Annotated in this window: 3 protein-coding genes and 1 pseudogene; 1 reads left to right on the forward strand and 3 read right to left on the reverse strand. The window is 58.1% G+C overall.

The window, feature by feature from the left end; all coding sequences use genetic code 11:
* Positions 1-158 precede the first annotated feature (158 nt).
* On the reverse strand, positions 159-482 hold the full coding sequence (locus PGX04_RS03115; protein WP_273737175.1) for a hypothetical protein: 324 nt from the start codon (positions 480-482) through the stop codon (positions 159-161).
* A gap of 753 nt (positions 483-1,235) precedes the next feature.
* Between PGX04_RS03115 and PGX04_RS03120 the strand changes: the two genes are divergently transcribed.
* Entirely contained in the window at positions 1,236-2,393 is a 1,158-nt protein-coding gene (locus PGX04_RS03120) for a Fic family protein (protein ID WP_273737176.1), read from the forward strand.
* An 885-nt stretch (positions 2,394-3,278) separates the two neighbouring features.
* Here PGX04_RS03120 and PGX04_RS03125 read toward each other — a convergent pair.
* Positions 3,279-4,096: pseudogene (locus PGX04_RS03125) on the reverse strand (undecaprenyl-diphosphate phosphatase).
* Positions 4,097-4,136: 40 nt separating this feature from the next.
* On the reverse strand, positions 4,137-4,747 hold a 611-nt coding region (locus tag PGX04_RS03130), incomplete at its 5' end, for an SIS domain-containing protein (RefSeq protein WP_273737177.1).

Genomic DNA, 4,747 nt, shown 5'->3' on the forward strand with positions numbered 1-4,747 from the left:
CGCACGGCGAACGTGTTGGTCCGCTTCATCGCTCATTCCAACAGATGCACTCAACTGTTGTAAAGAGGACCAATCCGAGGTGAAAGTGAACGTGGTGATATGGGTGCGAGACTCGGACTGACAGTAACGAGATGGGACGGCAATAGAGTGCACGCGATTCATGCCCGCCGTGAACGGCGGGACTCTCTCGCTGTTAAAAGGTAGTCCTGCTGGAACACCGACCGAAACGCCGTCATCCGAGCTCCCGCCACGACCAGCAACGCCCCGATCAGCGCCACCAGCGCGCGGAGATCGATACCGTCCCAGATCTGCTCGAGATCGACCTCGAGCTCGAATCCACCATCGTCCGGCCGCTCCTCGAACTCCTCACCCGTCACCACCGATTCGACGGCCGCCGGATCGGCGACCCGGTACGCGCCGTCGACCTTCGTGACGACCCCTCGAGAGACGAGTTCCCCGAAGGTTCCGGAATCCAGGTCCACGTCGTCGAACGTCCAGGTTTCGTGATCGGCGTCGGCAGCGAGGACGGTCTCGAGCGCCTGATTGCCATCATCGCGGTCCTCGAGGAACGAGGCCGTGGCGTCGGGGTGTCGCTCGGGTCACCGTCAGTAGGCATTATCCATCTGGTGAGTGTACGGCGCTATCATGTTTTCGTTCTGAACGGAGATGTTCAGAGAGTGATATTAGTTCAATGAGATCGTGGAAGTCATCACTGGAATAACGCCTCTCGAGCCTTTGTCCGCGATCGATCGAGCTGAAAAGTAACACTCGAGGTGAGCTGATCACCGTCTAGTAACGTTTTGTAGCCAAGTGAACTACCCACCCTACTCATTCGCATTGCTTGCTCGTTGCGGACGGGGTTTGGTACCCTCACCGCCACTGCTAAATCGTCAGTTTCGCCCGTTTCGTGTAGTGCTTCGAGACGTAACCGTCCGAGACCATACTGACATCTATCCACACGTCACTGTCAGTAAGGGCCTTCGTGGCCTGATCGAAACTCATCGCCATGCGAGTCCAACCTACCAGCCGAATTCGGATATATGAGCGCGTCAGAACCGCAGTCAGCCGACGTAGGTGGTGGCGGTCTGCGGTGATCTGCAGTCAACCGCTGTCGCGAGAGGATTTGTTCTCCAAAACTTTCGTCTCGTATTTTGAGTAGGGCCGTCTCAGCCACCAGTAATCAAACTAGTTTAAGGGCGATATGATTAACAGGCCGGAGTTCGTGGTATAGTCAAATGCGGACTCGAGAACTTTCGGAGGAAGCACCTGGGCACTATCGCGAGTCCCATCCCCATCCATACTACATTCCCGACAAGCTCCCCCTCTCAACAGGGATTGATATCGATGACGAACTCACGAAACGTATCGCTGACGCGTCCTTTCAACTCGGCCGAATCGACGGTATCAGTCCGACCGTCGATTTTTCGCCGGTCCTCTACACGTCCCTCGTCCGACTCGAGGCCGTCGAGACTGCTGAAATAGAAGGAGCCGATGTCGACGTGGACGAGGTATACGCTCATCACACCCGGACCAACAGAGACGAGACCGTCGATGTGAGTCGGGACTTGCAGGAGGTTCTGAATGCCGAACGCGCCCTTCAGGAAGGATTCAACGCGATCAAACAGGGCGAGCCGGTAACGCTCGAACTCCTCCAGTCGCTCCATGAGTTGCTCCTCGAAAACGTTCGGAACGAAGGTGAGGTCGTGGGGGAATGGCGGACGACTGATGTCCACCTTCCCTCTCCATACGCCAGTCAACCCCCGTTTGTTCCCCCACCGCACCAATCGGTTCCCGAGCTTATGGACTCTCTGGAGACATATATTCAGATGGGCGGCCAATATCACCCGCTCGTTGATCTCGCGATTACGCATTATCAGTTCGAGACGGTTCATCCCTGTGAGGACGGGAATGGCCGGCTTGGCCGCATTCTCATCGTATTACAGCTCTGCGCTGAAGGATATCTGAGCGAGCCGTATCTCTATCCGAGTGCCTACTTCAATCGCAACAAGCAGGAATACGTCGAGAAGATGCGCGCTGTGAGCGAAACCGGGGACTGGCGCGACTGGATTATCTTCTTCATCAAAGGGGTCGAGGTACAAGCACGGGACTCGTACGAGCGGACACAGCGGTTGATGGAACTTCGGCGCGACTACGAGCAGCGGTATCAACACCAGAAAACGAGTCATCGCCTTGCGCGGGGCGTCTTCGATATGCCGTACTTCACTGCCAACGATGTCCAAGACGAGTTCGATGTCAGTCGACAAACCGCGTATAACGCCATCGAGGAGTTAGTGTCCGACGGTGTTCTCGTCGAGACTACGGGTAAACAGCGGAATCAAGAGTACAAAGCGATCGATATCTTCGATATCCTCGAGCGAAGGCCGGATAACTAGTGTAGACGTGAAACACAAATGTGTGAGACCCAGCCGTGAGGTGTTCCGGTCAGTCTACTGATTCAAAGCCTAGAGTCGCTCAACAACTTCGTCGACGTTGTGCATTGCCGCCTCGTAATGCATGATCACCGTTTCGTACCTCTCCGCAGCCAACTGAAGATCGATCGCTCAGTTGGAAGCGGACACCTCGACTTCTCGTGCGCCTGTGGGACCGTCCCCAGCCACAATCAACAGTCGGGAGCCGATTATGACGCACCACCCATCTCGTTTCAGCCACTATCGAAGGTATACGAAACTCTCCATTTGTATCCCCTTCACTCCTCGAGATCCGTTTCAGGGCATCTGCTCCGAGTTGGATGCTGTCTACTCGAGTCGAAAATTGGTTTCTCGAGAGAGGGTGCCTCCTCGCGTGTTAGGGCACCTACTTGAGCGAAAGATGATTGCTCGAGTGAGAGGGTATCTCCTCGGTTTTAGGGCATCTTCCCGACCCAAGGGGAAGCTACTCGAGTTAGAGAACGCTCGTACGCTTGCTCGAGTTGAACGAAATTTTGACCATCTCTTTTTCTGTTCCTAGAATTCCGTTCTATTCCCATACAACATCACTTTGCGGGGAATTTCGGTGATTATGACCGTTTCTATTGCGGCGAGGATCAACACTGAAGGACTGTAATTGGCTATCCAATGAGGGACTCTCATTATGAACCACTATGCCCAGTGAATAGCAATCAGTCCAAGTGAGACACTCGTGGACGTTGCCCAACAGATCTGTAGCGATGTCCCTGTCTCGGGCACGTCCATGATGGACACAATGAAAACAACCGTATCGAGAAGTATCTTAGATCTCTGCGTGAAGGTTGCGAACGTCTCAACCCCAATTTTGTCCTCTCACACGATGACGGAGACGACTCCACCACCGACGATCGCGAGCCCGCCAAGGCCGAAACAGACGACCCAGAACGGAACGCGGTCGACGACCCGCATGAGGGTGTCGATGGTGAGATATCCGACGAGCGCACTGACGCCGAGTGCCGCCAGCGCGGGCACCGGCTCGATACCGGGGAGGCCACCGGCGCCCGTAACGGTGAGAGCGACTGCCCCGAGACTTGCAGGGATTGGCAGCAGAAAGGACAGGCGGAACGCCGCCGGTGGGTCGTAGCTCCGGAACAACAATGCACTCGTCGTGATTCCCGAGCGGGAGATACCGGGCAGGATCGCAATGCCTTGAACGGCCCCGACCAGAATCGAATCCGGCAGCGTCGGCGCGTCGCGGATCCCCATCGACACCGACCCCGAGGCGAGCTGGAGGACTCCCGTGAGGATCAGGAGGACGCCGATGATCGCGATAAAGGCGCCGCCGGTGAGTTGGCCGGCGAGGTCGACCGCGTACACATACAGCGGGATTCCGACGATCCCGGTCAGCAATGTCGCAACGACGACGTACGACGCGACGGCGTTTTCAGCGCTGTAGGCGGCGCAGGTCGCCAGCCGGGCACTGCGCGGACGACCGTCGCGATGTCGTCACGGTAGTAGACCGTCGCCGAGAGAGTCGTGCCGAGTTGCAGAAAGAGCGCTAGTTGGAGCGCCACGTCGGTCTCCGTCCCGACGAACGTCAGGAACAGCGCGAGGTTGCCCTGGCTCGAGACGGGCAACCACTCGACGATCCCCTGGACGATCCCGGCGAGGATCGCGACGACGAGGTCGATTCGACTCGGTGAGAGAGTGGAGAGACGCCTCGAGCCCAAGTTACTCGACCGTCACGCTCTTGGCCAGATTGCGCGGTTTGTCGATCGACCGGCCCAGCAGGTTCGCGACCCAGTAGGCAACCAGTTGCAACTGGACGTTCGCCAGCACTGATCCGCCCAGATCACCGACGGCGGGGATCCCGAGGGCGTGATCTGCGTACCGGGTTACGTCGGATTCGCCGTCGGTGATCGCCACGACGGGCGCGTCGCGAGCCTCGACCTCTTTGACGTTCCCGATGGTCTTCCGGGCGGTCTCGCCGTCGCCGGTGACGATCGCGAACACTGGCGTATTCTCGGTCACGAGCGCGAGTGGGCCGTGTTTCAGCTCGCCGGCGGCAAACCCTTCCGCGTGTCGGTAGGTGATCTCCTTCATCTTCAGCGCGCCCTCGAGCGCGACCGGGTAGTGATACCCCCGTCCGATGAAGAAGTATGCGTCGGCGTCGGCGTATGCCTCGGCCACGGCCCGTGCGTCCGTCGTGTCGAGGATGGTCTGGACTTGGCCAGGAATATCCCGGAGCGCCTCGAGTTCCCCGCGCGTCGGGCCGTCGCCGAGCGCGAACGCGAGGAGGGCGAGCGCGAGCTGCTGGCTCGCGAACGTCTTCGTCGCGGCGA

This window comes from Natrinema soli (genome assembly GCF_028618695.1).

Bases quoted from the DNA above. Each gene is read 5' to 3' on its own strand.
- PGX04_RS03120 (WP_273737176.1), top strand. From the start codon at position 1,236: ATGCGGACTCGAGAACTTTCGGAGGAAGCACCTGGGCACTATCGCGAG.